Source organism: Kitasatospora sp. NPDC049285 (assembly GCF_040678815.1).
Taxonomy (GTDB): Bacteria; Actinomycetota; Actinomycetes; order Streptomycetales; family Streptomycetaceae; genus Kitasatospora.
Genome location: NZ_JBFAQR010000006.1, coordinates 85,763 through 111,965, shown reverse-complemented (window position 1 = coordinate 111,965; position 26,203 = coordinate 85,763). Strand labels below are relative to the sequence as shown.

General features: G+C 72.7%; 27 protein-coding genes. 20 read left to right on the top strand and 7 right to left on the bottom strand.

Translation table 11 applies throughout. The annotated features are described in order from the left end of the window. Nucleotides 1–207: 207 nt before the first annotated feature. Nucleotides 208–609: a PLD nuclease N-terminal domain-containing protein gene (locus AB0K51_RS06640; protein WP_363451231.1), complete on the bottom strand. Its 402-nt coding sequence runs from the start codon at nucleotides 607–609 to the stop codon at nucleotides 208–210. Nucleotides 610–685: 76 nt separating this feature from the next. Between AB0K51_RS06640 and AB0K51_RS06635 the strand changes: the two genes are divergently transcribed. Both AB0K51_RS06635 and mqnP read left to right on the top strand, forming a co-directional pair. Further along, a complete protein-coding gene (locus AB0K51_RS06635; RefSeq protein ID WP_363451229.1) occupies nucleotides 686–2,137 on the top strand; it encodes a menaquinone biosynthesis decarboxylase in 1,452 nt (483 codons plus the stop codon). Beyond that, a complete protein-coding gene (gene mqnP, locus AB0K51_RS06630; RefSeq protein WP_363451227.1) occupies nucleotides 2,134–3,036 on the top strand; it encodes a menaquinone biosynthesis prenyltransferase MqnP in 903 nt (300 codons plus the stop codon). The genes AB0K51_RS06635 and mqnP overlap by 4 nt, the downstream gene beginning before the upstream one ends. 40 nt (nucleotides 3,037–3,076) lie before the next feature. Here mqnP and AB0K51_RS06625 read toward each other — a convergent pair whose 3' ends face one another. Further along, nucleotides 3,077–3,805, bottom strand: a complete 729-nt coding sequence (locus AB0K51_RS06625) for a helix-turn-helix domain-containing protein (protein ID WP_363451225.1) — start codon at nucleotides 3,803–3,805, stop codon at nucleotides 3,077–3,079. A 232-nt stretch (nucleotides 3,806–4,037) separates the two neighbouring features. Between AB0K51_RS06625 and AB0K51_RS06620 the strand changes: the two genes are divergently transcribed. The 4 genes from AB0K51_RS06620 to AB0K51_RS06605 all read left to right on the top strand — a co-directional run bounded on the left by AB0K51_RS06620 (nucleotide 4,038) and on the right by AB0K51_RS06605 (nucleotide 7,331). Then, nucleotides 4,038–4,703: a DUF4097 family beta strand repeat-containing protein gene (locus AB0K51_RS06620; protein ID WP_363451223.1), complete on the top strand. Its 666-nt coding sequence runs from the start codon at nucleotides 4,038–4,040 to the stop codon at nucleotides 4,701–4,703. Nucleotides 4,704–4,791: 88 nt separating this feature from the next. Further along, nucleotides 4,792–5,763: an ATP-binding cassette domain-containing protein gene (locus tag AB0K51_RS06615; RefSeq protein ID WP_363451221.1), complete on the top strand. Its 972-nt coding sequence runs from the start codon at nucleotides 4,792–4,794 to the stop codon at nucleotides 5,761–5,763. Continuing rightward, nucleotides 5,760–6,542 carry an ABC transporter permease gene (locus AB0K51_RS06610; RefSeq protein ID WP_363451219.1) on the top strand — a complete coding sequence of 261 codons (783 nt, stop codon included), beginning with the start codon at nucleotides 5,760–5,762 and terminating at the stop codon, nucleotides 6,540–6,542. Before AB0K51_RS06615 ends, AB0K51_RS06610 begins: the two co-directional genes overlap by 4 nt. A 414-nt stretch (nucleotides 6,543–6,956) precedes the next feature. Further along, complete coding sequence (locus AB0K51_RS06605; protein WP_363451217.1) at nucleotides 6,957–7,331, top strand: VOC family protein; 375 nt, start codon at nucleotides 6,957–6,959, stop codon at nucleotides 7,329–7,331. Nucleotides 7,332–7,370: 39 nt separating this feature from the next. Here the strand turns inward: AB0K51_RS06605 and AB0K51_RS06600 are convergent, their stop codons facing one another. Together AB0K51_RS06600 and AB0K51_RS06595 are read right to left on the bottom strand one after the other, a co-directional pair. Beyond that, complete coding sequence (locus AB0K51_RS06600) at nucleotides 7,371–8,081, bottom strand: MOSC N-terminal beta barrel domain-containing protein (RefSeq protein WP_363451215.1); 711 nt, start codon at nucleotides 8,079–8,081, stop codon at nucleotides 7,371–7,373. 82 nt (nucleotides 8,082–8,163) lie between these two features. Continuing rightward, nucleotides 8,164–8,904: a cyclase family protein gene (locus AB0K51_RS06595; protein ID WP_363451213.1), complete on the bottom strand. Its 741-nt coding sequence runs from the start codon at nucleotides 8,902–8,904 to the stop codon at nucleotides 8,164–8,166. A gap of 230 nt (nucleotides 8,905–9,134) precedes the next feature. Between AB0K51_RS06595 and AB0K51_RS06590 the strand changes: the two genes are divergently transcribed. From AB0K51_RS06590 to AB0K51_RS06565, 6 genes are all read left to right on the top strand, one after another. After that, complete coding sequence (locus AB0K51_RS06590) at nucleotides 9,135–9,812, top strand: UbiX family flavin prenyltransferase (protein ID WP_363451211.1); 678 nt, start codon at nucleotides 9,135–9,137, stop codon at nucleotides 9,810–9,812. Between the two features lie 119 nt (nucleotides 9,813–9,931). Next, entirely contained in the window at nucleotides 9,932–10,393 is a 462-nt protein-coding gene (locus AB0K51_RS06585; RefSeq protein ID WP_363451209.1) for an Lrp/AsnC family transcriptional regulator, read from the top strand. 51 nt (nucleotides 10,394–10,444) lie between these two features. Continuing rightward, a complete protein-coding gene (locus AB0K51_RS06580) occupies nucleotides 10,445–11,407 on the top strand; it encodes a threonine/serine dehydratase (RefSeq protein WP_363451207.1) in 963 nt (320 codons plus the stop codon). Between the two features lie 53 nt (nucleotides 11,408–11,460). Continuing rightward, a complete protein-coding gene (gene mqnE, locus AB0K51_RS06575; RefSeq protein WP_363451205.1) occupies nucleotides 11,461–12,624 on the top strand; it encodes an aminofutalosine synthase MqnE in 1,164 nt (387 codons plus the stop codon). A 208-nt stretch (nucleotides 12,625–12,832) separates the two neighbouring features. Beyond that, a complete protein-coding gene (locus tag AB0K51_RS06570; protein WP_363451203.1) occupies nucleotides 12,833–13,774 on the top strand; it encodes a L,D-transpeptidase family protein in 942 nt (313 codons plus the stop codon). A 96-nt stretch (nucleotides 13,775–13,870) separates the two neighbouring features. Next, entirely contained in the window at nucleotides 13,871–14,815 is a 945-nt protein-coding gene (locus AB0K51_RS06565; protein WP_363451201.1) for a beta-ketoacyl-ACP synthase III, read from the top strand. Nucleotides 14,816–15,028: 213 nt separating this feature from the next. Here AB0K51_RS06565 and AB0K51_RS06560 read toward each other — a convergent pair whose 3' ends face one another. Then, nucleotides 15,029–15,670 (bottom strand): TetR family transcriptional regulator, encoded by a 642-nt coding sequence (locus AB0K51_RS06560; RefSeq protein ID WP_363451198.1) that lies wholly within the window; start codon nucleotides 15,668–15,670, stop codon nucleotides 15,029–15,031. A 296-nt stretch (nucleotides 15,671–15,966) separates the two neighbouring features. On the opposite strand from AB0K51_RS06560, the gene AB0K51_RS06555 reads away from it, so the two are divergent. Continuing rightward, on the top strand, nucleotides 15,967–18,234 hold the full coding sequence (locus tag AB0K51_RS06555) for a serine/threonine-protein kinase (RefSeq protein WP_363451196.1): 2,268 nt from the start codon (nucleotides 15,967–15,969) through the stop codon (nucleotides 18,232–18,234). A gap of 68 nt (nucleotides 18,235–18,302) precedes the next feature. On the opposite strand, the gene galE is transcribed toward AB0K51_RS06555, so the two are convergent. Next, nucleotides 18,303–19,277, bottom strand: a complete 975-nt coding sequence (galE, locus tag AB0K51_RS06550; protein ID WP_363451194.1) for a UDP-glucose 4-epimerase GalE — start codon at nucleotides 19,275–19,277, stop codon at nucleotides 18,303–18,305. Nucleotides 19,278–19,468: 191 nt separating this feature from the next. Here galE and AB0K51_RS06545 point away from each other — a divergent pair, with 191 nt between their 5' ends. Further along, on the top strand, nucleotides 19,469–20,509 hold the full coding sequence (locus AB0K51_RS06545) for a trypsin-like peptidase domain-containing protein (RefSeq protein ID WP_363451422.1): 1,041 nt from the start codon (nucleotides 19,469–19,471) through the stop codon (nucleotides 20,507–20,509). Nucleotides 20,510–20,607: 98 nt separating this feature from the next. On the opposite strand, the gene AB0K51_RS06540 is transcribed toward AB0K51_RS06545, so the two are convergent. Then, entirely contained in the window at nucleotides 20,608–21,762 is a 1,155-nt protein-coding gene (locus AB0K51_RS06540; RefSeq protein ID WP_363451191.1) for a sensor histidine kinase, read from the bottom strand. A 226-nt stretch (nucleotides 21,763–21,988) separates the two neighbouring features. Here AB0K51_RS06540 and AB0K51_RS06535 point away from each other — a divergent pair, with 226 nt between their 5' ends. The 6 genes from AB0K51_RS06535 to AB0K51_RS06510 all read left to right on the top strand — a co-directional run bounded on the left by AB0K51_RS06535 (nucleotide 21,989) and on the right by AB0K51_RS06510 (nucleotide 26,201). Further along, nucleotides 21,989–22,396, top strand: coding sequence for an NADH-quinone oxidoreductase subunit A (locus AB0K51_RS06535; protein ID WP_363451189.1), 408 nt, complete (start codon nucleotides 21,989–21,991; stop codon nucleotides 22,394–22,396). Continuing rightward, entirely contained in the window at nucleotides 22,387–23,031 is a 645-nt protein-coding gene (locus AB0K51_RS06530) for an NADH-quinone oxidoreductase subunit B family protein (protein WP_363451187.1), read from the top strand. The genes AB0K51_RS06535 and AB0K51_RS06530 overlap by 10 nt, the downstream gene beginning before the upstream one ends. Nucleotides 23,032–23,111: 80 nt before the next feature. After that, entirely contained in the window at nucleotides 23,112–24,137 is a 1,026-nt protein-coding gene (locus AB0K51_RS06525; protein WP_363451420.1) for an NADH-quinone oxidoreductase subunit C, read from the top strand. Continuing rightward, on the top strand, nucleotides 24,134–25,093 hold the full coding sequence (gene nuoH, locus AB0K51_RS06520; RefSeq protein ID WP_363451185.1) for an NADH-quinone oxidoreductase subunit NuoH: 960 nt from the start codon (nucleotides 24,134–24,136) through the stop codon (nucleotides 25,091–25,093). The genes AB0K51_RS06525 and nuoH overlap by 4 nt, the downstream gene beginning before the upstream one ends. Further along, nucleotides 25,090–25,647: an NADH-quinone oxidoreductase subunit I gene (locus tag AB0K51_RS06515; protein ID WP_363451418.1), complete on the top strand. Its 558-nt coding sequence runs from the start codon at nucleotides 25,090–25,092 to the stop codon at nucleotides 25,645–25,647. Before nuoH ends, AB0K51_RS06515 begins: the two co-directional genes overlap by 4 nt. An 8-nt stretch (nucleotides 25,648–25,655) precedes the next feature. Beyond that, on the top strand, nucleotides 25,656–26,201 hold the full coding sequence (locus AB0K51_RS06510) for an NADH-quinone oxidoreductase subunit J (RefSeq protein ID WP_363451416.1): 546 nt from the start codon (nucleotides 25,656–25,658) through the stop codon (nucleotides 26,199–26,201). Nucleotides 26,202–26,203: the final 2 nt, after the last annotated feature.

Genomic DNA, 26,203 nt, shown 5'->3' with positions numbered 1-26,203 from the left:
CTACTCGTGGGTCGCCGGAGGCGGGTGCCGGACGGTGGGGGTCGCGGGCACCCCTGGAGGGGTCGATTTGGCAGGTCAGCGCCATGAGCGGGGCGTCGGAGCGGGCGTCGCCGGGCCCGCGCCGCGGGTGGGCGCACGGGGGCCGGCGGCGAGGTGCGGAGGGTACGTACGGCGTTCGGATCGTAGGGATGCGCCAAAAGGGCGTGATCAGCCCTTGGGGTGGTCCTCGCCGCCCTCGGACTCGCTCCCACGACGCAGTTCGTCCTCGCGGCGGCGGAGATCGGCCTCCCACTGCCGGAGCATCTCGCGGTGCTGCCGGTCCCCGGTGTTGTCGCGGTTCAACGAGGCCAGGAACTCCGGGTCGTCGTCGGGGGCGACCGGCCGGGTCGGCGGCTGCGCGGGGCGGGCCGTCGCGGCGCGGCGGGCGGTGGCGCGGTCCTTGCCCACCAGCAGCCAGGCGATCGAGCCGACCAGCGGGAAGAGCAGGACGACGATCGCCCACACCACCTTGGGCAGGTGGCGCACCTCGTCGTCGGGCGTGGTCAGGCAGTCGATGAACGCCCAGACCCACAGGGCCAGCAGCGCCACCACGGGCACGATCCTCAGCACAGCGGCAAGCTCCGAAACTTCACTCAGGTGGGACCCTTGGCGGGCTCAGGGTAGCCCGTGTCGGATACTGACACCTATGGCATACGACGATCTCCGTTCCTTCCTCCGGGCGCTGGAACGGGAGGGCGACCTGAAGCGGATCAAGGTGGAGGTCGACCCCTATCTGGAGGTCGGCGAGATCGTCGACCGGGTGCAGAAGGCCAAGGGCCCCGCGCTGCTCTTCGAGAACGTCAAGGGCTCGGCGATGCCGCTGGCCATGAACGTGTTCGGCACCGAGCGGCGGCTGTCCAAGGCGCTCGGCCTGAAGTCCCCGGACGACATCGCGGAGAAGATCGCCGGCCTGCTCAAGCCGGAGCTGCCGCAGGGCTTCACCGGTTTCCGCGAGGCCTTCGGCAAGCTCGCCTCGATGGCGCACGTCCCGCCGAAGAACGTCAAGGACGCCCCGGTGCACGAGGTCGTGCTCACCGGTGAGGACGTCGACCTGGACCAGTTGCCCGCGCTGTTCACCTGGCCGCAGGACGGCGGCTCGTTCTTCAACCTGGGCCTGACCCACACCAAGGACCCGGACTCCGGTGTCCGCAACCTCGGCCTGTACCGGCTGCAGCGGCACGACAGCCGCACCATCGGCATGCACTGGCAGATCCACAAGGACAGCCGCAACCACGCCGCCGTCGCCGCCAAGCGCGGCGAGCGCCTGCCGGTCGCCATCGCCTTCGGCTGCCCGCCCGCGGTGACCTACGCGGCCACCGCGCCGCTGCCGGGCGACATCGACGAGTACCTGTTCGCCGGCTTCGTGGCGGGGGAGCGGGTCCGGATGGTCGACTGCAAGACGGTGCCGCTGCAGGTCCCGGCCGACGCCGAGGTGGTGCTGGAGGGCTGGCTGGAGCCCGGGAAGATGCTGCCCGAGGGCCCGTTCGGCGACCACACCGGCTTCTACACGCCGCAGGAGCCGTTCCCCGCGCTCACCATCGACTGCGTCACGATGCGCCGCCGCCCGCTCCTGCAGTCCATCGTGGTCGGCCGCCCGCCGACCGAGGACGGCCCGCTGGGCAAGTTCACCGAGCGCTTCTTCCTGCCGCTGCTCAAGGTGATCATCCCGGACATCGTCGACTACGACCTGCCCGAGGCCGGCGGCTTCCACAACTGCGTGATCGTCTCGATCGACAAGAAGTACCCCAAGCACGCGCAGAAGGTGATGCACGCGATCTGGGGCGCCCACATGATGTCGCTCACCAAGCTGATCATCGTGGTGGACGCGGACTGCGACGTGCACGACTACCAGGAAGTCGCCTGGCGGGCGCTGGGCAACGTCGACTACAGCCGCGACCTCTCCGTCGTCGAGGGCCCGGTGGATCACCTGGACCACGCCTCCTACCAGCAGTTCTGGGGCGGCAAGGCCGGCATCGACGCCACCCGCAAGCTCCCCGAGGAGGGCTACACCCGCGACGGCGGCTGGCCCGAGATGGTCGCCTCCGACCCCGCGACCGCCGCCCGGGTCACCAGCCGCTGGAAGGAATACGGACTGTGACCACCGCCGACGCGTTCGAGGCCCCGCCGAGCAGGACCCGCGCCTTCCTGCGCCTGGTCGCGATCGAGCACTCGATCTTCGCGCTGCCCTTCGCCTACATCGCCGCGCTGACCGCGATGTTCCTCGCCGACCGGCACGTGCACTGGGGCGAACTGCTCCTGGTCACCGTCTGCATGATCGGCCTGCGGACCTTCGCGATGGCCGCCAACCGGATCATCGACCGCGAGATCGACGCCCGGAACCCGCGCACCGCGCAGCGTGAACTCGTCACCGGCGCGGTGTCGCTCCGCACCGCCTACCTCGGCTCCGCGGTCGCCCTGGTGGTCTTCCTCGGCGCCGCCGCGATGCTGAACACGCTCTGCCTGCTGCTCGCCCCGGTCGCCGTCGTGCCGATGGTGGTCTACCCGTACGGCAAGCGGTTCACCGACTTCCCGCAGGCGATCCTGGGGCTGGCCCAGGCGATGGGCCCGATCGGCGCCTGGCTGGCCGTCACCGGCACCTGGTCCTGGGACGCCGTGGTGCTCGGCCTCGCGGTCGGCATCTGGATCGGCGGCTTCGACCTGATCTACGCCTGCCAGGACGTCGCCGCCGACCGCGGCCAGGGGGTCCGCTCCGTCCCCGCCCGGTTCGGCGTCGCCGCCGCGATCACCGGCGCCCGGGTCTGCCACCTGCTCACCACGGTGCTGCTGGTCTGGTTCGCGCTGCTCACCGACGCCGGTCCGGCGTTCTGGCTGGGGCTCCTGGTGGTCGCCGGGGCCTTCGTCTACGAGCACACCATCGTCAAGCCGAACGACCTGTCCCGGCTCAACCGGGCGTTCTTCTCCACCAACGGCTTCGTCGGCATCTCGCTGTTCGGCTTCGCCCTGATCGACCTGATCAGCCGGGGCCTGTCGATCTGATCCGCCGTCGTCGAACCGAGGGGCCGTCGCTGACGGCCCCTCAGTCGTTCCCGCCCTCCCCGCCCGGCGCGGGCCCGGCGGAGAGCACCTCGCGGGCCTGTTCGGCGGCGCGGGTGATGCTCTCGGAGATGAAGTCCAGGAACCGGGCGATGTTCTCCAGCCGGGCGGCCGCCGGGGTGTCGGGTCCGAGCACGGCGACGCCTTGCCGGGCGGTCTCCACCAGCCGGGCGTTGGCCCGGGCGCTGGCCATCGTGGCCTGGTAGAACACGTCGTCGTCCACCACGTACCGCTCCCGCCGCCGCTCGTCCCGCTCCCGGCGGACCAGCCCCTGCTCCTCCAGGAAGGCGATCGCCTTGGAGACCGACGCCGGGCTGACCTGCAGCCGCTCCACCAGCTCGGCGGCGGTGAGGCTGCCGGTGTCGGTGGTGTAGAGGGCGACCTGAACCCGCGCCATCATCCGCGGCACGCCCGACTGCACCAGCACGGCGGTGAACGCCTCCTCGTACGCCCGCAGGGCCGCGGCGTCGCGTCCCGCGCCGTACGGGGCGGTCTCGGGCGGTGCCGACTGCCCACGCCGGGCCCGCCGTTCGGTGGCGTCGTGGGCGAGTTCGGCGCGGTAGGCGGTCGGGCCGCCGTTGCGGGTCACCTCGCGGGTGACGGTCGAGGTGGGGCGGTCGAGCCGCCGGGCGATCTCCGCGTAGGCGTGGCCGTCGGCCAGCCCCAGCGCGATCTGCCGGCGTTCCTGCTGGGTGAGCCTGCCTCCCGGCATCGCGGGGGTCTCCTTCCTGGGTCCGAACTGCCCCCAGCATAGCGTTCACCTTCAGGCCATTGCAACGAACGCACTGCCCGTGTTGCATTCAGCTTCAGGGGCATTGCAATGATTTCCCCAGTTTGACCTGCGGTGATGGGAGTTGGATGCAACAAGGGCGTTGCCGAGTTCATGAACGCAACGTAGCGTTTGCGAAGTCGGAAACGAGAGAAGCGAAACCAAGGAGCACACCATGCAGAAGTTCGACACCCCCGCGCCGATCACCGTCGTGCTGGACGTCCCGGCCGGGCTGGTCCGGTTCATCGCCGCCGACCGCGCGGACAGCGTGGTCGACGTGCGGCCCGCGGACCCGTCGAAGAGCCGGGACGTGAAGGCCGCCGAGCAGGTCGAGATCGGCTACCGCGACGGTCTGCTGCGGGTGACCGCGGCCGAGCCGGCGAACCGGCTGCTGGGCTCGTCCGGGTCGGTCGAGGTGACCGTCCAGCTGCCCGCCGGCTCCCGGGTGGAGGCGAAGGCGGCGGCCGGCGAGATCCGCGGCGTCGGACGCCTGGGCGACGTCGCCGTCGAGGTGGCGCTGGGCCCGGTCAAGCTCGACGAGGCGGCGGGCGGCCGGGTGGTCCTGCAGTCCGGCGACGTGGAGATCGGCCGGCTGACCGGCCCGGCCGAGGTCAGCACCCGCAAGGGCGGCATCCGGATCGCCGAGGCGGTGCGCGGAAGCCTGGTGCTGCGCACCGACCTGGGCGCCATCGAGGTCGGCGCGGCCGCCGGGGTGTCGGCGTCGCTGGACGCGGGCACCGGCCACGGCCGGATCCACAACGCGCTGGCGAACGCCGGCGAGACCGCACTGCACATCCAGGCGACCACCGCCCAGGGCGACATCACCGCCCGCAGCCTCTGACCCCTCGTCAGTCCCGCGTGCCACGGGCCCGGCGCACCGCCGGGCCCGCCCCTCCCCGCCCCACCGAAACCGAAGGAGTACCCCCGTCATGACCGAACCGGCCATCTCCGCCGTCGGGCTGCGCAAGTCCTACGGCGACAAGACCGTCCTGGACGGCATCGACTTGGCCGTCCCCGCCGGGACGATCTTCGCCCTGCTGGGCCCGAACGGTGCCGGCAAGACCACCGCCGTCAAGATCCTCTCCACCCTGATCTCCGCCGACGAGGGCCAGGCCCAGGTGGCCGGCCACGACGTGGCGAAGGCGCCGCAGCGGGTCCGCGCCGCGATCGGCGTCACCGGCCAGTTCTCCGCCGTCGACGGCCTGATCACCGGCGAGGAGAACATGCTCCTGATGGCCGACCTGCACCACCTCCCCAAGACCGAGGGCCGCCGCGTCACCACCGAACTCCTCACCCGCCTCGACCTCCTGGACGCCGCCCAGAAGCCCGCCGCGTCCTACTCCGGCGGCATGAAGCGCCGCCTCGACATCGCCATGACCCTGGTCGGCAGCCCCCGCATCATCTTCCTCGACGAACCCACCACCGGCCTCGACCCCCGCGCCCGCCACGCCATGTGGCAGATCATCCGCGACCTCGTCCGCGACGGCGTCACCGTCCTGCTCACCACCCAGTACCTCGAGGAAGCCGACCAACTCGCCGACCGCATCGCCGTCCTCAACCACGGTCACATCGTCGCCGAAGGCACCGCCGACGAACTCAAGCGCCTCATCCCCGGCGGCCACGTCCGCCTCCGCTTCACCGACCCCACCGCCTACCGCCACGCCGCCACCGCCCTCCCCGACGCCGCCCCCGACGACGACGCCCTCGCCCTCCAACTCCCCAGCGACGGCAGCCAACACGACCTGCGCACCCTCCTCGACCGCCTCCACACCGCCCACATCGAAGCCGACGAACTCACCGTCCACACCCCCGACCTCGACGACGTCTTCTTCGCCCTCACCGGCGCCACCACCGTCCCCGCCCAGAACCAGCCCGCTCAGTCGAAGGAGAACGCCCGATGAGCACCCTCGCCCTGGCCGTGCGCGACTCGTCCACGATGCTGCGCCGCAACCTGCTGCACGCCCGCCGCTACCCCTCGCTGACGCTGAACCTGCTGCTCACCCCGGTGATGCTGCTGCTGCTCTTCGTCTACATCTTCGGCGACACCATGAGCGCCGGGATGTCCGGCGGCCGCACCGCCTACATCGCCTACCTGCTGCCCGGCATCCTGCTGATGACCATCGGCTCCACCACCATCGGCACCGCCGTCTCGGTCGCCACCGACATGACCGAGGGCATCATCGCCCGCTTCCGCACCATGGCCATCCACCGCGGCTCGGTGCTGATCGGACACGTCGTCGGCAGCGTCATCCAGGCCGTGGCCAGCGTCCTCCTGGTCGGCGCGGTCGGCCTGGCGATCGGGTTCCGCACCACCGGCGCCACCGCGCTGGAGTGGCTCGCCGCCCTCGGCCTGCTCGCCGCGTTCTCGCTCGCCCTGACCTGGATCGCCGTCGGCATGGGCATGGGCAGCCCGAACGCGGAGGCCGCCTCCAACAGCGCGATGCCGCTGATCCTGCTGCCGCTGATCTCCAGCGCCTTCGTCCCGCTGCACTCGATGCCCGGCTGGTTCCAGCCGATCGCCCAGTACCAGCCCTTCACCCCCGCCATCGAAACCCTGCGCGGACTGCTCCTCGGCACCGCGATCGGCAACAACTGGTGGATCGCGCTGGCCTGGTGCCTCGCCCTCACCGTCCTCGGCTACCGCTGGTCCAAGAGCCAGTTCGACCGCGACCCCAAGTAACCGGCGTGCGCACCCGGGCCGCGAGCCGGCCCCCGCCACCCCCCGAAGGCCCGTCGCCGCCACCGTCCAGGTGGCAGCGACGGGCCTCCTCGCGTCCGAGGGGGCGCCTACCCCCGCAACGCGAGCCGCGCGTACGCCCGGACGTCCGCATCGGCGTCGGCCAGCCGCTCCCGCAGCGCCTGCGCCACCCCCGGCCCGGCGACCGCCCCCGCCAGCGCCCGGACGGCGGCCTTCCGGACGTCGGCGTCCTGATTGGCCGGGGTTTTCGTTGCTGCGCCGTCACGCCACCTGACGGACCGTCCGACCCGGCGCTGAGCTGGGCGGACGGCGCCCCCGCCGGATGAACCGCCACCCCGCCCGGCGATGCGCCATGCTGGAAGCACGGGCATCGAGCGACCAGGACGGTGAGGTCTGATGATCGGCGTACTGCAGTGCGTGGTGCTGGACTGCCACTACCCGGCGGGCCTGGCCCACTTCTACGCGGGCCTGCTCGGCGGCGAGGTCGACCGCCCCGACGCGCGCTGGTCGCCGGACGACGACTGGTCGACGGTCCACCTGCCCGACGGGATGGTGCTCTGCTTCCAGCGGGCCCCGGACTTCCGCCCGCCGATCTGGCCCGACCCCGCGCACCCGCAGCAGCTCCACCTGGACATCGAGGTCGAGGACCTGGCCGTCGCCGAGCGGCGGGCGCTGGAACTCGGCGCCGAGGTCAAGGACCGCAAGCCGACCTGGACGGTGTACGTCGACCCCGCCGGGCACCCGTTCTGCCTGGTCCGGAAGGTCCCGTGACGGGCATCCGGCCGCTGCGGGGCCGGTGCTGACGCGGGGTCAGTGCAGCGTCAACGCGTCGCCGACCCGCAGTCGGCCCGGCCGGTCGACGGTGGCCAGCGCGTCCAGCCGCCCGTCGTGCTCGTGGACCAGCGTCTTGAGGATCTCCGGCGCGTGCGGCAGGCCCGGCTGCGGGGTGCCCACCATCGCGCAGCGCTCGCTGGAGCGGACGAACGCCAGCCGCACCCCGCCCTTCACCCGGCCCTCGCGGCCGAACCAGCGGTCCTCGGTGAACGGCGGCGTCCCCGGCGGGGTGCGCAGCAGCACGTTCGGGCGGAACCGGCGCTCGTCCACCACCGCCATCGGCACCGCGGCGGCCACCCAGTCCAGGGTGGCGGTGGTCAGCACGCTCACCGGCAGCTGGTCGAAGTGCGAGACGGCGTCCTCGCGGGCGAGTTCCACGTCCTCCTGCTCCAGGTAGGCGCGCAGGAAGGAGGTGGGGTCGGCGACCGGTGAGCCCAGCGGGTCGAACAGTTCCGGGGCGTCGATCCGGGCGCCGAGCCGGGCGCTCAGCCGCAGCAGCCCGTCCATCCGGCGGAAGCGCCGGGTGTTCTTCCCCGACCCGAGCTTCCCGGCCCCGTCCCGGACGGCGTACAGCCGGTCGCCGGCCAGGCCGCGCTCGTCCACCTCGACGGCGTCCAGCAGCTCGCCGCCCGTGGACTTCACGGGGTATCGCCACAGCCGCTCGACGACACCGATCACCTCAGCCATGGGCGCGAGCCTAGCGGCGCTCTCCGGCTTTGGTCTAGACCAAGTCCGGTGCCGCGGAAGGGCGCTGGTGCCGGCGCCGCGCTCAGCCGATCCGCGCCACCGCCCGCACCGGCGCCCCGTCCGCCGCGGTCAGCCGCAGCGGGAACAGCGACACCTCGACCGGCGTGCCCGCCGCCTGCGCCTCCAGCAGCAGCGTCAGGTCCGTCAGGTTCTCCGCGATCACCCCGCCGCCCTCCGGGCCCAGCAGCACCCGGTGCGCCGCCAGCGTCGGCGGCTCCGGAGCCGGATCGTGCTCGTCCGCCAACTCGGCCAGCAGCCGCGCCACTTCGGGGTCCGAAGGGCCCGGGTCCGGCGTCGGGTCCACCGACAGCGCATCGATCCCCACGGTGCGCACCCCGGCGTCCACGATCGCCCGGGCGGCCTCCTCGGTCAGGTACGGGTGCGCGAAGTAGCGGTCCGTCCCCCAGTACCGGGGCCAGCCCGTCGCCAGCAGCAGCACCGTGCCCGGCCCCGACGCGGCCAGCGCCTCGGCGAGATGACGCCCCGTCACCGCCCCGCGGGCCGGGACCTCCCGCAGGTCCACCACCACGGCGGGCCCGGTGAACAGCTCCAACGGCAGCCCGTCCAGCGTCGGCCACCGCACGTCCAGGTGGTACGGCGCGTCCACGTGCGTCCCGGTCTGCGACCCCAGGTGCACCTGCAACACGTTCACCCCCTCCACCTCGGCCGTGAGCGCCGCCCGCAACTCCACTCCGGGATCACCGGGGTACACCGGCATCCCGGACACCACCGGATGCGTCAGATCCACCAACACCGCTGCCATACCTCCATTCTGAGGGGAAGTCGCCCCAACCAGGGGCTCTGGGGGTACCTCCCGGCCCCCCTTGGGGCTGGGGGCGGAACTGCGAGGCGAGTGGCGGTCCGGGTTCCGGGGCGCTGCGAGGTCTGGGCGCCGACGGTTTCCCAAGGCCCCCAGCCGAGCTCAGACCACCAGACACTCGCCTCGCAGTTCCCCGAGCCCCCAGTGGTTGCTCCACAGCGACAATGGGCCCCATGAGCAACACCCGAAAGCCCTGGATCGTCGGCGTCTCCGGTGCCTCCGGCACCCCCTACGCCGCTTCCGTGATCCGCGCCCTGCTCGACGCCGGCGAAGCCGTCGACCTGATCGTCAGCCGGGCCGCGCGGCTCACCATCCTGGACGAGACCGGCATCTCCTTCCGGGACGCCCACTGGCGGGCCGACCTGGCCGACTGGCTGGGCCTCGCCGAGCAGGCGCTGGGGGACGTCCGGTACTGGCCCGCGGGCGACTTCGCGGCGGGCCCGTCCTCCGGCTCGTACCCCGCCAAGGGGATGCTGGTGGTGCCGGCCACCACCGGCGCGGCGGCGGGCATCGCGCTCGGCCTCTCCAAGGACCTGCTCCAGCGCACCGCCTCGGTCACCCTGAAGGAGCGCCGCCCGCTGGTGCTCTGCCTGCGCGAGACCCCGCTGACCGGCGCCACCCTGCGCCACCTGGTGGCCCTCGACGAGCAGGGCGCGGTCGTCCTCCCCGCCTCCCCGGGCTTCTACGCGGGCGGCTCCACCGCCCGGGAACTGGTCGACTTCGTGGCCGGCCGGGTGCTGGACGCGGTCGGCGTCCCGCACGAGCTGTACCGCCGCTGGTCAGGCAGCCTGGGAGAGGCGGCGAGCACCCCCGCGCGACACCGCGAAGTCCACCCGAGCCGGGGCGAGTGAGCGGGCTCGTTACGGGAGAGTATGTTCTCTGGGATACCCGGGTTGATCGGCGCACGACGCCTTGGATTCCGGATAATGATCTGTGGTTCTGGAGAGGTTCGGAAGGACGCGGCAGGCACATGGACTCTGTGGACAGACAGCTCATCCAGGCACTGAGGGAGAACGGCCGCGCCTCGTACGCGGAGCTGGGCCGCCTGGTGGGCCTCTCCGGGCCGAGCGTGACGGACCGGATCAACCGGCTGGAGCAGGCCGGCGTGATCACCGGCTACCGGGCGACCGTCAACCCGGCGAGCCTCGGCTACGGGGTGACGGCACTGATCGGCCTCCAGCTCACCGACGCCGCCGACCACGACGACGTCTCGCACCGGCTGAAGGACCTCCCCGAGGTGGAGGACTGCTGGTTCATCGCGGGCGACGACTCCTACATGCTCAAGGTCCGGGTGCCGGACGTCGAGGGCCTGGAGTCGGTGGTCAAGCGGCTGTCCGGCACCAAGGGCGTGGCCCGCACCCGCACCACCGTGGTGCTCTCCACCAAGTGGGAGAACCGGGTCAGTGAGCTGCCGCTCGACCTGGCCGAGTAACGTCCGCTGCGAAGCGCGCCACTGACGCACCGTCAACGAGAGGGAGCGGACATGACCCTGATCGGCCTGGAGGAACTGCACGCCGCGCAGCGGCGGATCGCCGGCACCGCCGTGCGCACCCCGCTGCTGCCCTGCCCGTGGGCCGCGTCCGGCCCGCGCGAGCTGTGGCTGAAGCCGGAGAACCTCCAGCCGACCGGGGCGTTCAAGATCCGCGGCGCGATGAACCGGCTGGCCGCGCTCACCGACGAGGAGCGCGCCCGCGGCGTGGTCGCCCAGTCCAGCGGCAACCACGCCCAGGCGGTGGCCTACGCGGCGCAGCGCCTCGGCCTCAAGGCGGTCATCGTCATGCCCGACACCTCGCCCGCGGTGAAGATCGAGAACACCCGCGCGTTCGGCGCCGAGGTGGTCATCGTCACCGCCGAGGAACGCGACACCGTCCCCGCCGAGCTGGCCGACGAGCACGGCTACGTCTGGGTGCCGCCGTACGACGACCCGTACATCATCGCGGGCCAGGGCACCGTCGGCGTGGAGATCGCCGAGGACGCCCCCGACGAGCTGGACACCGTGCTGGTGCCGGTCTCCGGCGGCGGACTGATCTCCGGCACCGCCGCCGCGCTCAAGCTGGCCTGCCCGGGCGTGCGGGTGATCGGCGTCGAGCCGGAGTTCGCCGCCGACGCCCAGGCCAGCCTGCGCGCCGGGGTGCGCACCGCCTGGCCGGTCGCCGACACCTACCGCACCATCGCCGACGGCCTGCGCACCACCTCCGTCGGCGTGCTCCCGTTCGAGCACCTCACCGCCTACGTGGACGACATCGTGACGGTCTCCGAGGACGAGATCCGCGCCACCGTCGCGCTGCTCGCCCGGCGCGGCCGGATCGTCGCCGAACCGTCCGGCGCGGTCGCCCCCGCCGCCTACTTCCACCGCGCCGAGGAGCTCGGCGGCCGCGTGTTCGCCGCCGTCGTCAGCGGCGGCAACCTCGACCCCGCCCTGCTGGCCGAGCTGCTGGCCGCCTAGGCGTAGTCTCGACTTCGGCAACGAATCGAAGTCGCAAGGAGGCGGAGCGCCGCATGGACGCAGGGCTCAAGCGCGAGCTGGAGGCGAAGGTCTACGCCGGTGAGCGGCTGACCCGCGAGGACGGGATCGCACTCTACGAGAGCGACGACCTGGCCTGGCTGGGCGGCCTGGCGCACCACGTGCGGACGCGGAAGAACGGCGACGTCGTCCACTTCAACGTCAACCGCCACCTCAACATGACCAACGTCTGCAGCGCCTCCTGCGCCTACTGCTCGTTCCAGCGCAAGCCGGGCGAGAAGGACGCGTACACCATGCGCATCGAGGAGGCCGTGCGGCTGGCCAAGGCGATGGAGGTGGAGTCCCTCACCGAGCTCCACATCGTCAACGGCCTGCACCCGACGCTGCCCTGGCGCTACTACCCGCGCTCCCTCAAGGAGCTCAAGGCCGCGCTGCCGAACGTCTCGCTGAAGGCCTTCACCGCCACCGAGATCCACTGGTTCGAGCGGATCAGCGGCCTGACGGCCAGTGAGATCCTCGACGAGCTGATCGACGCCGGCCTGGAGTCGCTCACCGGCGGCGGCGCGGAGATCTTCGACTGGGAGGTCCGCCAGCACATCGTCGACCACGACACCCACTGGGAGGACTGGTCGCGGATCCACCGCCTGGCGCACGAGAAGGGTCTCAAGACCCCGTGCACCATGCTGTACGGCCACATCGAGGAGCCCCGCCACCGGGTCGACCACGTGCTGCGGCTGCGTGAACTGCAGGACGAGACCGGCGGCTTCCAGGTCTTCATCCCGCTGCGCTACCAGCACGACTTCCACGACTCCAAGGACGGCAAGGTCCGCAACCGTCTGATGGACCGCACCGAGATGGCCACCGGCGCCGAGGCGCTGAAGACCTTCGCGGTCTCCCGGCTGCTCTTCGACAACGTCCCGCACGTCAAGGTCTTCTGGGTGATGCACGGCGTCACCACCGCCCAGCTCGCGCTCAGCCACGGCGCCGACGACATGGACGGCTCGGTGGTCGAGTACAAGATCACCCACGACGCGGACAACTTCGGCACCCCGAACAAGCTCGGCCGCGACGACCTGCTCGACCTGATCCGCGACGCCGGCTTCCGCCCGGTCGAGCGCAACACCCGCTACGAGATCATCCGCGAGTACGACGGCCCGGACCTCCAGCGCCGCGAGACCCCGCAGGCGATGCGCCTCTGACGACCGCCCGACCCGCGCCCCGGTGGCTGCTTCCGACATTCGGAACCGGCCACCGGGGCGCGGTCGTACCCGCGGGGCGTGCGGCGCTGCGCCGCACCACCGAGGGCCTGCGGCGGCGGTGAAGAAACGTTTCCGGCCGCGTATGCTCACAGGCTCATCACACGTCCCGGGTTCCGCACCGGTCTCCGGGTCTGGGAGGATCGACCGCATGTCCGGTTCCCATCGCGCCGCCTCGCACCGCCGTTCGGCCGCCGCGCCGAGCACCCGGAGCGGGGTCCCGGCCGCCGCGCCGAGCACCCGGAACGGGGCCGAGCAGCCCCAGGGCCGTGCCGCGGGCCGCCGTCGCAAGCCGAAGCCGCGCCGGACCCGCAAGTTCACCGTCGGCACCGCGACGCTGCTGGCGCTGGCCGCCGGCTGGTTCACGATCGGCCCGGGCCGGACCTTCCCGCAGACCGCCAGCGCCGCCCCGGACCGCGAGCCCGGCGAGCAGGTGGTCCCGATGCAGGCCGCCGAAGCGCACACCGACGCCCCGGCCGCGGACCGCTCCAGCCGCGACAAGATCACCGCGATTCCCGGTCTCGGCCCCACCTGGACCGCCCAGATCCCCGCCGAGACCCGCCAGCTGCTGGTCGCCAGCGGCAAGGACAAGGACTCCTCCGACTCCACCGTCACGCTCTGGACCCGCGGCGACGACGGCAGCTGGCAGGCCGGCCAGGCCTGGCCCGCGCACAACGCGTACAAGGGCTGGACCGCCGACCACAAGGCCAACGACCTGCGCAGCCCGATCGGCCTGTTCGCGCTCACCGACGCCGGCGGCCGCAAGGCCGACCCCGGTGCCAAGCTCCCGTACGACCGCGACAACGCCTTCCAGATGTCCGGGCGCGGCTTCAACAACGAGCCGCTGGCGGGCTCCTTCGACTACGTCATCGCGATCAACTACAACCGGGTCGCCGGCACCTCGCCGCTCGACACCGGCTTCCCGATGGGCGCCGCCAAGGGCGGCGGCATCTGGCTGCACCTCGACCACGGCGGCCCCACCCACGGCTGCATCTCGCTGACCGAGGACCACATCGTCGAGCTGCTGAAGACCCTCGACCCGGCGATGCATCCGATGATCGTCATGGGTGACGCCCCCGCACTGGCCGCCTGACCAGCGCCGAGTTGTGAGGCCCCTACAGCATCCGGCACCCGATCCTGTGCCAGAGTGTTACCGCCCGACTCACCGGTAACCCGGTTGAGTGGCTGTATGACCGCCTCCCGCATCGTGTCGCTCGGCCACTACCAGCCACCCAAGATCCTCACCAACGACGAGTTGGCGAAGCTGGTCGACACCGACGACGAGTGGATCCGCACCCGGGTCGGCATCCGCACCAGGCACATCGCCGAGTCCGAGACCCTGGTCGACCTCGCCACCGAGGCCGCCCAGAAGGCGCTGGCCGCCAGCGGGTTCTCCGCCGACCAGATCGACCTGGTCGCGGTCGCCACCTGCACCGCCGTGGAACGCAGCCCCAGCACCGCCGCCGCGGTCGCCGCCCGGCTCGGCATCCCCACCCCCGCCGCGTACGAGTTGAACACCGCCTGCTCCGGCTTCTCCTACGCGCTGGCCACCGCCGACCACGCGATCCGGGCCGGCGCCGCCACCCGCGCGCTGGTGATCGGGGTGGAGCGGATGTCCGACATCATCGACTGGACCGACCGGACCACCTGCGTGATCTTCGGCGACGGCGCGGGAGCCGCGGTGGTCGAGGCGGTTCCGGACGAGCAGTCAGGCATCGGCCCGGTGGTGTGGGGCTCCGAGCCGGAGAAGGGCGACGCCGTCGCGATCAGCGGCTGGCAGCCCGTCATCAGCCAGCAGGGCCAGACCGTCTTCCGCTGGGCCACCACGCAGATCGCCCCGCTGGCCCGCCAGGCCTGCGAGAGGGCCGGCCTCGACCCGTCCCAGCTGCGCGGCTTCGTCGCCCACCAGGCCAACCTGCGGATCATCGACGCCATCGCCGGCAAGCTCGGCCTGCCCGAGGACGCGGTGGTCGCCCGCGACGTGGTCGACTCCGGCAACACCTCCGCCGCCTCCATCCCGCTCGCCCTCTCCAAACTGGTCGCGCGCGGCGAGCTCGCCAGCGGCGACCCCGTGCTGCTCTTCGGCTTCGGCGGCGGCCTGGCCTACGCCGGCCAGGTGGTGCGCTGCCCCTGACCGGGCACCCGGGACACCGGGCCGGCCCCGACGGGGCGCCGGACACGACGAAGGGGCGGTCGGGAGAATCTCTCCCGACCGCCCCTTGCGTCCGTAGATGGGTGGCGCACTACGGTACGTCGGCGAACCTCCCCCGAGGACACGGCCGCCGTCCGCCACACCCCGGACAGGAAACCGGGGTTCGCACGCCAGGTGGACTGAGCTCTGCGGCTGTTACTTCGGCGGCTTCTTTCCGGTGACTCCGAGGTACACCTGGAGCGCCAGGTTGGGCTTGAGGTCCTTGACCTTCACGCCCCACGAGGTGAACGCCTTCGAGTGCTCCGCCGCGGAGGCCAGCAACGAGACCAGGGAGCCGGCGATCGCCGACGGATCGACCGACTTGTCGGTCTTGCCCTGGTTGTTGCGGACCGCCTCGGTGAGCGGCGCCGCCACCGAGTTGAGGACCTTCATGCGGATCTTGAAGAACCGCTTGTCCCCTTCCGCGGCACCGAGTGTGACCACTCGGAGAATGGCGTCATTCTTGCGCCAGAAGGCGAGGAATCCGTCCACCAGATCTTCCGAAGTGGTGAACCCGGTCTTTCCCGCCCAGGACTTTCCATCGACGAGCTCTTTGAGCCCGCCGCTGTCCTCGGCCATTTCCTCGGCGATCTCAAGGACTGCGCCCTCGACATCCGGGAAGTACTGGTAGAAGGTCGCGGGGGAGGTACCCGCCATACGGGCGACGTCGATGACCTTGACGTCCCGGTACGGCGACGTGCTGAGCATCTCGCGGAGGCAGTCGAGCAGCTTCTGCCGCGTCTCCTGTCCGCGCCGCCCGGCGACGCGACCGTCGACGGTGCGAACTTGTCCTGTCATGCCGTCAGCTTACCGCCACAAGATCTTGGCGCGATTCGGTGATGCGACTATTAGTCCGCCCGAGGGGGGAAACGACGGTTTTTCAGCGTGTGTTGTTGCCCCCCCGTGCACTGATGACCCCACAGCGTGACGACAAGTCAGCTTCCGCGGTCCTTCCGGGCGGCGGAGCGACCCGGCGGCCGAGGCTGAGGGGCGTGTCACGGGCGGGGGAGATTGGCTCCCGGGCGGTGGGCAATGGAGAATCGTGGGCGCGCCACCGCCGGGGGGCGCTGGCGGACAGGGGAGGTGGCTGCGGAGTGGACCAGCTGACGGCGCACGATCCGAGGCGGATCGGGCCCTTCGAGGTGCTCGCCCGGCTCGGCGCGGGCGGGATGGGCCTGGTCTACCTGGCCCGGTCGGCCTCCGGGCGCCGGGTGGCCATCAAGACCGTGCGCAGCGAGCTCGCCGAGGACAACCTGTTCCGGGTCCGCTTCGCCCGTGAGATCGCCGCGGCCAAGACGGTCGGCGGCTTCTACACCGCCGCCGTGGTGGACGCGGACGCCGACGCCGCGGTCCCGTGGCTGGCCACCGCGTACGTGCCCGCGCCCTCGTTGGAGGACCTGGTCACCGGCTGCGGGCCGCTGCCGGTGGGCGCGGTGCGCTGGCTGACCGCCGGCATCGCGGAGGCCCTGCAGTCCATCCACGCCGCGGGCCTGGTGCACCGTGACCTCAAGCCGTCCAACGTGCTGGTGGTCGAGGACGGGCCGCGGGTGATCGACTTCGGGATCGCCGCCGGGGTCTCCACCACCCGGCTCACCATGACCAACGTCGCGGTCGGCACCCCCGCCTACATGTCGCCCGAGCAGGCCCGGGACAGCCGCAGCGTCACCGGTGCCAGCGACGTCTTCTCGCTCGGCTCGCTGGTGGTGTTCTGCGCCACCGGGCACCCGCCGTACCGCGGCTCCAACCCGGTGGAGACGGTCTTCCAGCTGCTGCGCGACCAACCCGACCTGTCCGGACTGCCGGTGGACCTGGTGGACCTGGTGCGGGCCTGCATGCGGCCCGCGCCCGAGCACCGTCCGACGCCCGCTCAGATCCAGGCCGAGCTGGCGCCGCACCTGTTCTCCCGGGCGGACGCCTCCGGCGAGGCGGGGGACTGGCTGCCGCCGGTCGCGCTGGACCTGATCGAGGCCAAGCGCTCCAGCCGCCGCCCGCCCGCCGCGGCGCCCGCGGTGCCGCCGCAGCCGCTCGCACCGCCCGAGCCGCCGCCGTCGCAGGCCGCCCCGGTCGGCGGGCCCGGCTCCGCCGTCGCCGAGGTGGCCACCGAGCGGATGCGCCCGCACCAACCGCCGCCCGGCCGCCCCGGCGGCGAGGTGCGGCTGCCCGGGACCCAGGTGCCGATAGGGCCCGGGCCCCGGGTCGAGCCGTCCGCGCCCTCCCTCGCGCCGGCCGGCACCGACTGGGTCCGCCGGACCAGCGCCCCCGCGGCGCCGCCGGCCGCCCGCTGGCGGCCCTGGCGGTTCCGGATGTCCAACGACGTGTGGGGCACCCCCGTGGTCGCCGACGGCACCCTGTTCGTCTCCAGCTTCGAGGTGCACGCCCTCGACATCGCCTCCGGGCAGCGCCGCTACAAGACCCACGACGTGGCCTGGGCGCTGGCCGTCGACAACGGCCGGGTGCACGCCGCCGACGGCCCGCACCTCTACACCGTCGACGTCGCCGACGGCACCGAGCGCTGGCGCAGCTCGCTGGACGGCTGGGTGTACTCGCTGGACGCCGCCGACGGCGTGCTCTGCTGCGGCATCCGCGGCGGCGGGGTGCAGCTGCGCTCGGCCGCCAGCGGCGCCGAGCTGTGGCGCGCCGAGGACGCCCAGCAGGAGTACGAGAACCCGCAGTCCGGCCCGGCGCTGGTCGGCGGTGCCGCGTACTACCAGGGCGGCGGGCGGCTGCACTGCGTCGACCCGCGCGGCGGCGGGGTGCGCTGGGCGGTGCCGGTCGGCGGCGACGTGCCGTCCCGGCCGGTGGAGCGCGGCGGGGTGCTGTACGTGACGGCGGGTCAGCGGGTGTACGCGCTGGACGCGGCGACCGGTGCCGAGCGCTGGCGCTTCGACGCGCCGGTGGTGCTGTTCACCCCGCCCGCGGTGGACGGCGCGGCGGTGTACGTCGCCGACTACCTCGGCACCCTGTACGCGCTGGACGCCGTCACCGGGCAGGGCCGCTGGCGGGCCGCCACGGCCGCCAGACAGGGCGCCGAGCCCGCCGTGGTCGCCGACGGCGCGGTGCTGCTCGGCTCGGGCGACACCCTGTTCGCGTTCGACGCGGCCACCGGCCGGGAACGCTGGCGCTACGCCACCCGCGGCGAACTGGTCGGCTCCCCGGCCGTCGCCGACGGCCTGGTCCACCTCGGCAGCCGCGACCACTCGCTGCACACCCTGGAGCTCGCCACCGGCCGGCTGCGCTGGGAACTCGGCACCAAGGGCGAACTGACCGGCTCCCCGGTCGCCGTCGGCGGCCGGGTCTTCGTCGGCTCCAAGGACCGCTGCGTCTACGCGCTCGACGCGTTCTACGGCACGGCGGTGCCGTAACCACCAGGGGCTCCGGGGGTACCTCCCGCCCCCCCCGAGCCCCTGGGTGTTGCACCTTCCCCTGGTAGTTACGGGTGCCGGTGCTGCCAGCCGGCCCACGCGGAGGTGACCATCTCGCGGACGTCGTAGCGGGCGGTCCAGCCGAGCTCGCGGTGGATCAGGTCGGCGGCGGCGACCACCCGGGCGGGGTCGCCGGGGCGGCGGGGGGTGACCTCGGGGGCCAGGTCGAGGCCGGTGACCTCGGCGATCTCGGCGAGCATCTCGCGCACCGAGACGCCCTCGCCGCGGCCGATGTTCAGCACCAGGTTGACCTGCTCGTCCTCGCCCGCCGCGTTCAGCCGACGGACCGCCGCCAGGTGCGCGGAGGCGATGTCCGAGACGTGGATGAAGTCGCGGATGCAGGTGCCGTCCGGGGTCGGGTAGTCGGCGCCGAAGATCCGCGGCGGCTGACCGGCCGTCAGCCGCTCGAAGACCATCGGGACCAGGTTGGTGACGCCCTCGTCGGACAGCTCCGGCGTGGCCGCGCCCGCCACGTTGAAGTAGCGCAGCGCCACGGTCGACATCCCGTACGCGGTGGCGGAGGCGTTCAGCAGCCACTCGCCGATCAGCTTGGACTCGCCGTACGGGTTGATCGGCGCGCACGGGGTGGACTCGGTGACCAGGTCGACGTCCGGCATGCCGTAGACCGCGGCGGAGGAGGAGAGCAGGATGCGCCGCACCCCGCCCGCGACGGCGGCCTCCAGGACCAGGCGCAGGCCCTCGACGTTCTCCTGGTAGTAGCGCAGCGGCTCGGCCACCGACTCGCCGACCTGCTTCTTGGCGGCGATGTGCAGGATGCCGGTGACGCCGTGCTCGGCGATCACCTTGTCCAGCAGCGGGCGGTCGAGGGTGGAGCCGACCACCAGCGGGACGCCGGCCGGCAGGCGGTCCGCGGATCCGCTGCTCAGGTCGTCCAGGACGACGACCGGCTCGCCGGCCCCGGCCAGCTCGCGCACCACATGTCCGCCGATGTATCCGGCCCCGCCGGTGATCAACCAGGTCATGCCGCGATCCTAGTCCGACGTCGCCGGGACGAACTTGGGTGTGTCTCCAAGGGCAACCGGACATAACGGTGAAATGCTGACAAAGTCCTGTCCAGCGACCGGAGGTGGCCGCCGTGCGCCCGAAGAAGGAACCGACCCGCCCGATCCCGGCCGGGCCCCGGCCCACCGGGCCCAAGCTGTGGCTCGGCCCGATGGCGCTGCTGGCCGCGGCCGGACTGCTCGTCACCGGTTGTTCCAGCTCCGGCTCCAGTTCCTCCAGCTCGACGGCGGCCACCGGTCCGGCCTCCGCGGCGGCCACGCCGTCCAGCAGCAACCAGCTGCAGGACGACTACCAGCGGGTGATCGGGCAGGTGCTGCCGTCGGTGGTGCAGATCACCGCGGGGGACAGCCTCGGCTCGGGGATCGTCTTCGACGACAAGGGCGACATCGTCACCAACGCGCACGTGATCGGCAGCGCGCAGACCTTCACCGTCACGCTGGCCAACAGCACCACGCCGCTGGACGCCACCCTGGTCGGCTCCTACCCGGACTCCGACCTCGCGGTGATCAAGCTGAGCAGTCCGCCGAGCGGGCTGAAGCCGGCCGTCTTCGGTGACAGCTCCAAGGTGGAGGTCGGGCAGATCACGCTGGCCATGGGCAGCCCGCTGGGGCTGTCCAGCTCGGTCACCCAGGGCATCGTCTCGGCCACCGGACGGACCGTCAGCGAGCCGAAGAACGCCACCTCGCCGGGCGCCACCATCGGCAACATGGTGCAGACCTCGGCCGCGATCAACCCGGGCAACAGCGGCGGCGCGCTGGTCAACCTCTCCAGCCAGGTGATCGGCATCAACACGCTGGCCGCCGTCGACCAGGAGCTGAACGGCTCGGCCGCGCCCGGCATCGGCTTCGCCATCCCGGCGGTGACCGTCACCGGCATCGCCAACCAGCTGATCAAGGACGGCAAGGTCACCAACTCCGGCCGGGCCGCGCTCGGGGTGACGGTCCGTCCGTACTTCGACGCCAACTACCAGCCGGCCGGGGCGGTGATCGTCTCGGTCACCTCGGGTGGCCCGGCGGCCTCCGCCGGGCTGCAGGCGGGCGACGTGATCACCAAGATCAACGACACCCAGATCACCTCGCCCGCCACGCTGACCACCGCACTGGCCTCGCTCAGCCCCGGCGACAAGGTCACCGTCGGCTACCAGCGCGGCGGCCAGAACCAGACCGCACAGGTCACCCTCGGGACGCTCTAGGGCTTGTCAGACAAGCCTTGGCACCGCCGAACCCGGGCCCGGAGTGCCGTACCGCGCAAGGGAAGCGGCACTCCGGGCCCGCCCATGCCGGCCGTCGGTCAGGAGCGGGCGCCGGCGCGGGTGCGCCAGGGCAGCTCGACCGTGACCGAGGTGGGGCCGCCGGCGGGGCTGTCCACCACGAAGACGCCGTCCACCGACTCGACCCGCTCGGCCAGCCCGGCCAGGCCGCCGCCCGGGCGGACCGTGGCGCCGCCCTTGCCGTCGTCCTGCACCATCAGCATCAGCCGGTCCTCCTGGCGCCAGAGGTCCACCGAGGCGGTCCGGGCGCCGGAGTGCTTGGAGGCGTTGGTGAGCAGCTCGCTGACGGTGAAGTAGGCGATCCCCTCGACCGCGGAGTCCGGGCGGTCGCCGCCCAGCTCGACGTGCACCCGGACCCCGCCGGGGACGGTGCAGCGGGCCGCCACCGAGGAGAGCGCGGCGTCCAGTCCGCGGTCGGTGAGCACCGCCGGGTGGATGCCGCGGGCCAGGTCGCGCAGCTCCTGCAGGGCGAGCTTCACCTCGCCGTGCGCCGCGTCCACCATGTGCCGGGCGGCCTCCGGGTCCTCGGACAGCTTCTCCTTGGCCAGGCCGAGGTCCATCGCCAGCGCCACCAGCCGGGCCTGCGCGCCGTCGTGCAGGTCGCGCTCGATCCGGCGCAGGTCGGCCGCGGCGGTGTCGACCACCGCGCCGCGGTCGTCCTCCAGTTCGCGCACCCGCTCGGACAGCGCGCTCGGCGAGAGCAGGCTCTCCACCAGCATCCGGGACGCCCAGGCCATCGCCCGCATCACGAACGGCAGCACCGGCCAGCCGACGATCAGCACCGCCAGCGTCACCGCGAAGGTCAGCACGCCCCACGGCAGCAGTACCACGCAGTACAGCGCCGAGCGCCAGCTCAGCGAGTCCGTCAACGCCGCGGTGACCCGGCCGCCGAGACCGGCGCGGGACGGCTCCACCGGCACCGGCTCGCCCACCCGGCTGCCGAGGTCGGTGCGGGCGCGGGCCCGGGCGACCGCCCCGAACCAGCGGCAGCCGGCCAGCCCGAAGGCCAGCAGCGGCAGCCCGACCACCGTCACCGCCAGGCCCAGGCCGACCGTGAGCATCACGGTGGTGAACACGAACCCGGCCAGTGCGACCGGCAGGTTCAGCAGCCCGTGCCCGACCTGCCGCCACATCTGCGGCCCGTACAGCGACGGGCGCTTCGGCTCCTCTCCCATGCGCGGCGCACTCTCCTCACTCTCGCCCGGCTGGTGTCGATCACCAGCATCCCGGGAGCGGCCCCGGCGGCGCCATGGTGCTGGATGCCGTCTTCTCCCGGGGGTTAACCCCACCCCCGGTGGTGGACCGTCTTGCAGGGCGGGCGGGTGAAGGGGTAAACGGACGGTGCACATAGACTCGCGCGTTAGCGATGGTCATTGACTGGCAAAGAAGAAGGGCGAACGCATGGAGGGGCAGCCGCTCGCTGCCGACCCCGCCGTCGGCAGCGGCTACTTCGACGCCTACGCGGCCGTCGGCCTGCTGACGGTCATCGGCGTCCTCTTCGTCGCGGTGGCCTTCACCGCCAACCGCCTGCTGCGGCCGGTCGTCCACACCCCGGAGAAGCTGCTCACCTACGAGTGCGGCGTCGACCCGGTCGGTGAGGGCTGGGCCCACACCCAGGTCCGGTACTACGTCTACGCCTTCCTGTACGTGATCTTCGCGGTCGACGCGATCTACCTGTTCCCGTGGGCCACGGTCTTCGCGGCGGCGGGATACGGCGCGACCACGCTGGTGGAGATGTTCGTCTTCATCGGCTTCCTCGCGGTCGGGCTGCTCTACGCCTGGAAGAAGGGCGTTCTGGAATGGACGTGACGCATTCGCACGGGACGCCGGGCTCCGGCCCCGTCCCGCTCGGCATCCCCGACCCGGCCCACCCCGGCGCCGCGGTCGAGCAGCGGCGCCTCGGCCCGCTCGCCCGGCTGGCCCCGGACCCGGTCAAGGTGGTGCTCAACTGGGGCCGCCGGTACAGCCTCTGGTGCTTCAACTTCGGCCTGGCCTGCTGCGCGATCGAGTTCATCGCCGCGTCGATGGCCAAGCACGACTTCATCCGAATGGGCGTCATCCCGTTCGCGCCCGGCCCGCGCCAGGCCGACCTGATGATCGTCTCCGGCACCGTCACCGACAAGATGGCGCCCGCCGTCAAGCGGCTCTACGAGCAGATGCCGGAGCCCAAGTACGTGATCTCCTTCGGCGCCTGCTCCAACTCCGGCGGCCCGTACTGGGACTCGTACTCGGTCACCAAGGGCGTCGACCAGATCATCCCGGTCGACGTCTACGTGCCCGGCTGCCCGCCCCGGCCCGAGGCGCTGCTGCAGGGCATCCTCAAGCTGCAGGAGAAGATCGCCGCCGAGGACGTCCCGCAGCGCTACGCCGCACCCGACGCCGCACTGCGCCGCCCGTTGCAGGCCGCGCCGCCCGCGCCGACCGTCCCGGGGGAGGGCCAGTGACCGACACCCCGGACGCCCCGACGCCCGACGAGCCGTCAACTCCCGCCGAGCCCACGGCGGCCGAGCGCACCGCCGCCGCGATCGGGCCCTGGGCGAGCGGTGCCGAGGCGTACCAGCTGCTCACCGTCGACGTGCCCGCCGAGCACTGGATCGAGGCGCTCACCGCCGCCCGCGACGGGCTCGGCCTCGCCTTCCTGGACTGGCTGAGCGCCGTCGACGACCTCGCCGAGGGCTTCGCGGTCTGCGCCCACCTCGCCGCCGTCGGCCGGCCCGGCGAGGTGCGCCGGCTGCTGCTGCGCACCCGGGTGCCGCGCGAGGGGGCCGTGCTGCCCACCGCCACGGGCGTGTACGCGGGCGCCGCCTGGCACGAGCGCGAGACCCACGAGATGTTCGGCATCGACTTCGCCGGACACCCGCACCTGATCGCCCTGCTGCTGCCGGACGGCTTCGAGGGCCACCCGCTGCGCAAGGACTTCGTGCTGGCCGCCCGGGTCGCCAAGGACTGGCCGGGCGCCAAGGAGCCCGGCGAGTCCGCCGACCACGGCGGCCCGGCCCGGCGCAAGATGCAGCCGGCCGGCGTCCCCGACCCGAACGAGTGGGGCCCGCTCAAGGGCACCCTCCCGCCGGTCGCCGAACGCCCCGCCCGGGCCGCCCGGGCCGGAGCGGCCGCCGGGGTCGACCGTCCGCGCCGTACCCGCAGCGTCGGCGAGGGCTCCGCCACCCAGGCCGCACCGGCCGAGGGCGACACCCCGCCGGTCCGCGCCGACCGTCCGCGCCGCACCCGCAGTGTCGGCGAGGGCTCGGTCAGCCAGGCGCCCGACACCCCGGCGACGCCCGGCACCGCGCCCGAGCCCGCCCCGCGCCGGTCGAGCGACGCCCCGTGGCACGCGCCGGTCCCGGCGTACGACGAGAAGCCCGGATCGGAGGCGGTGCCCGAGGCCGCGCCCGCGCCCGCGGCGAAACCTGACGCCGTCCCCGCGCCGGAGGCCGAGCCCGAGCAGCGGCCCGAGCCCGAGCAGCCGCAGCCCGAGCAGCCGCAGCGCGAGCCGTCGCAGCCCGACAGCGAACCCGACCAGCCCACCGACCGGAACGGAGACAGCGCGTGAACCTCATCGACACGCTGCTGCGCTGCGTCGGGACGCTGGCGGTGTTCCTGGTGCTGCCGCTGGTGGTCGGGCAGACCGAGCACAAGGTGATGGCGCACATGCAGGGCCGGCTCGGCCCGATGTACGCGGGCGGCTTCCACGGCTGGGCGCAGCTGGTCGCCGACGGCGTGAAGTTCGCGCAGAAGGAGGACGTCGTCCCGGCCGGTGCCGACCGGCGGATCTTCCAGGCCGCCCCGGCGGTGGCGCTGCTGCCGTACCTGCTGGTGCTGCTGGCGATCCCGGTCGGGCCGAACGGCTTCGTCGGGCAGGCGATCGACGCGGGCATCTTCTTCGTGCTCGCGGTGATGGGCATCGGCGTGCTCGGCTCGCTGATGGCGGGCTGGGCGTCGGCCAACAAGTTCTCGCTGCTGGGCGCGCTGCGCTCCGCCGCGCAGCTGATGTCGTACGAGCTGCCGATGCTGCTGGCCGCCGCGTCGGTGGCGATGGCGGCCGGGACGGTGTCGCTGCCGGGGATCGTGGACGCCTTCCACTGGTGGTGGATCCCGTGGCAGCTGATCGGCGCGTTCGTGTTCTTCACCGCGGGCCTGGCCGAGCTGCAGCGCCCGCCGTTCGACATGCCGGTGGCCGACTCGGAGATCATCTTCGGCGCGTACACCGAGTACACCGGCCTGCGGTTCGCGCTCTTCCTGCTCGCCGAGTACGCGGGCATCGTGGTGATCTGCGCGCTGACCTCGGTGCTCTTCCTCGGCGGCTGGCACGGCCCGTTCTCCGACGGCCTCGGCTGGCTGTGGACGCTGCTGAAGACCCTGGCGCTGGCCTTCGTGGTGCTCTGGCTGCGGGTCACCTACCCGCGGCTGCGCGAGGACCAGCTGATGCGTTTCGCCTGGACGGTGCTGATCCCGCTCGCCCTGGCCCAGCTCGCCCTCACCGGCATCATCAAGGTGGCGATCTCCTGATGAAGATTCCCGGCAGCGGCCTGGCCAAGGGCCTGGCCGTCACCATGCGCACGATGACCCGCAGGACCGTCACCGCGCAGTACCCCGACGTGCAGCCCGCGCTGCCGCCCCGCTCCCGCGGGGTGATCGGGCTGCTGGAGGAGAACTGCACGGTCTGCATGCTGTGCGCCCGCGAGTGCCCGGACTGGTGCATCTACATCGACTCCCACAAGGAGACGCTGCCCGCCGCCGACCCGAACGCCCGGGCCCGCACCCGCAACGTGCTGGACCGCTTCGCGATCGACTTCTCGCTGTGCATGTACTGCGGGATCTGCATCGAGGTCTGCCCGTTCGACGCGCTGTTCTGGTCCCCGGAGTTCGAGTACGCGGAGACCGACATCCGCGAGCTCACCCACGAGCGGGACCGGCTGCGCGAGTGGATGTGGACCGTCCCCGCGCCGCCCGCGCACGACGGTGCGGCGGAGGAGCCCAAGGAGATCGCCATGGCCCGCAAGGCGGCCGACAAGCTCGCCGCCGCCGCGGCGGCCCAGGAGCAGGAGGGTGGGGAGAGTTGAGCACCCTGCTGGCCGCGGCCGGCTCGCTGGAGCCCGCGGCGCGCTCGTACCTCTCGCCGACCGGGCAGGAGGTCGTCTTCCTGCTGGTCGGGGTGCTCGTGCTCGGCGCCGCGGTGGTCTCGGTGACCACCCGTCAGCTGGTGCACGCCGCGCTCTGGCTGGTGGTCGCGCTCGGCGGCCTGGCGGTGGAGTTCCTGCTGCTGACGGCCGAGTTCGTGGCCTGGGTGCAGGTGCTGGTGTACCTGGGCTCGGTGGTGGTGCTGGTGCTGTTCGGGCTGATGCTCACCCGCGCCCCGATCGGCCGCTCCCCGGACGCCGACTCCGGCAACCGCCCGGCCGCGCTGGCGGTCGGCCTGGCCTCCGCCGCGACCCTGGTCACCCTGGTGGTGGACGCCTTCCGCTCGTCCTGGATCGACCTGTCCGGCGCGGCCGGCACCACCCGGCTGACCGGTGAGTACCTGTTCTCGCACTGGGTGCTGCCGTTCGAGGCGCTCTCGGTGCTGCTGCTCGCCGCCCTGGTCGGCGCGATCGTGCTGTCCCGCAAGGAGCGCTGAGA